The sequence below is a fragment of the Virgibacillus alimentarius genome, from assembly GCF_000709085.1.
GTDB classification, from domain to species: Bacteria; Bacillota; Bacilli; order Bacillales; family Amphibacillaceae; genus Virgibacillus_B; species Virgibacillus_B alimentarius.
The window spans coordinates 1-1,952 of sequence record NZ_JFBD01000114.1; the positions used below are offsets into that span (position 1 = coordinate 1).

The following is a 1,952-nucleotide window of genomic DNA, read 5'->3' on the forward strand; positions in this document are numbered from 1 at the left end:
CCCACTTTGTGAGCCTTTCTTTTGGTATGGCACGATGAATAATGTCGTTGAGTGATGCTCGCCAGTATCCTTTACGGGTATTGGCTAATTTCATCGCGTCATCATGATTAATTCCATATTTACGAAGCATTCTGTACTTCGTACGTACTAACTTCCATCGTTTCCATATCAATTGTCTTAATCGATGATGTAACCACTGTTGAATATCTTTTATGAATGTTTTCATATTTGATATACCATAATAGTTAATCCATCCTGTTGTCGTTTGATTAATCTTTGTGATTATTTCATGGAATGTACCTGGTCGTTTTCGACTGGTTAGTTTCCTTAGTTTATCTTTGAATTTTCGTTTCGCCGACCTGCTAGGTCGGCAATTCACTTTCCCATTAGATTTTGTAAGTTAAATCCTAGGAAAATAGCTGATGTTGCACCACACACTTTACTTTTCTTCTGGTTAATTGTGAGTCCTAAATCCTTTTCCAAGAATTTGGTGATACTCTCCATGACTCTTTCGCCAGCACGCTTACTTTTAACGTATATGACGAAGTCATCTGCATACCTGATGAAACGATGTCCTCGCTTTTCTAGTTCTCTATCCAACATATTTAGGTAGATATTTGCTAAAATGGGAGATAACGGTCCTCCTTGCGGAGCACCTTTCGTTGTCTCAATGTAGATATCCTTATCAAGTATGCCTGAACGTAAGAAACTCCAAATTAGTTTCAATACGATTTTATCTTGGATAAAGTATTCAAGGTATGCCCTGATTCGTTGGTGGTGTATTGTATCAAAGTAACTTTTTAAATCACAATCAACGACAACTCTATACCCTTCTTGATAATATTCTTTGGCTTTCTCTATCGCTTGGTGTGCATTTCTTCCTTTTCGGAATCCATAACTGTTTTCCGAAAAATGTGGGTCGATGATTGGGTCAATGACTTGAAGTATTGCTTGTTGTACGACTCTGTCTAAGATGCTTGGAATTCCCAAGTATCTTTTTGAACCGTCGGCTTTTGGGATGGCTACCCTCTTTACTGGTTGAGGTTTGTATGTTCCATCTCTGAGCTTTCGTTTCAATTGGTCATAGTATTTAAGCATATGACTTTCAAGTTCCTTGACGGTAATTCCATCGACTCCCGGTACACCTTTGTTTGCATATACTTTCCTGTATGCATTCCAAAGATTATCATCCGATATTACTTGATCGATTAAGTTGATACCATCTTGTTTCTCCATATCCATGCGACATCCCTACACCCTCCTATGTACCCTTCCGTTTCCAACGTATCTCTTCATAGGTAGTCATCTCTCTGGCAAATGCCACGATGATTTTCTGTGTTTAGGCGGCGATGTCTGCACCTCCTTATTCTTCAAGATTTAAGATTGTTCAGCCCTTCATTTCCGTAGAAACTACTATGGCGTCTGCTGACTCCTCACAATTCATTGCATTATCACTAATACAATTGTCAATTGAATAACCCTTGTGAGACCTCCCCAGGTAAGAGCTATAACCTTCCTCCCATGTAACTGCTGTATTTACTGTATGGAACTCGTGCAGTATCGGACTTTGTAATGTTTAGCAAACTCGTCCATTCCAATTCAGCCTTGTATACAGTTTCTGTTCGTCAGTTCGGGAGTTTGCCTCCAGCTTCCTTCAGATTCCATTTCGCAATGGACACCCTTGCTTTCAGCTAACAGTTCCTACTGCCAAGCCTGTAGTGGACTTTCACCACCAAGTTATAGCCCATGCTGGGCGCACTAATAAAAGAGGGACACCCCACCGCACTGATTCTTTAAATCAGCGGGGGCTGTCCCTATTACAATCATTTTTTGTTAAATTTTTTCATCACTTCTGCAACGAGTAATGCTGCTAATGTAGCTGTTTTATTATTTTCATCAACAGCCGGATTCACCTCAGCAATATCAAAACTGGTAATATTCTCTTTAGAAAC

Annotated in this window: 3 protein-coding genes; all 3 read right to left on the reverse strand. The window is 39.7% G+C overall.

All coding sequences use genetic code 11. From position 1 onward, the window contains the following. Positions 1–379, reverse strand: a 379-nt coding sequence (locus GZ63_RS18765; RefSeq protein WP_318842393.1) for a group II intron maturase-specific domain-containing protein, incomplete at its 3' end; no start/stop codon positions are given. Next, entirely contained in the window at positions 376–1,236 is an 861-nt protein-coding gene (ltrA, locus tag GZ63_RS0115135; RefSeq protein ID WP_029271008.1) for a group II intron reverse transcriptase/maturase, read from the reverse strand. The genes ltrA and GZ63_RS18765, both read right to left, overlap by 4 nt. A gap of 587 nt (positions 1,237–1,823) precedes the next feature. Beyond that, the gene (locus GZ63_RS17995) at positions 1,824–1,937 is read right to left on the reverse strand and encodes an arginase family protein (RefSeq protein ID WP_226374464.1); all 114 of its coding nucleotides are present in this window, start codon (positions 1,935–1,937) and stop codon (positions 1,824–1,826) included. Between the last annotated feature and the right edge of the window lie 15 nt (positions 1,938–1,952).

Bases quoted from the DNA above. Each gene is read 5' to 3' on its own strand.
- ltrA (WP_029271008.1), bottom strand. From the start codon at position 1,236: ATGGAGAAACAAGATGGTATCAACTTAATCGATCAAGTAATATCGGAT.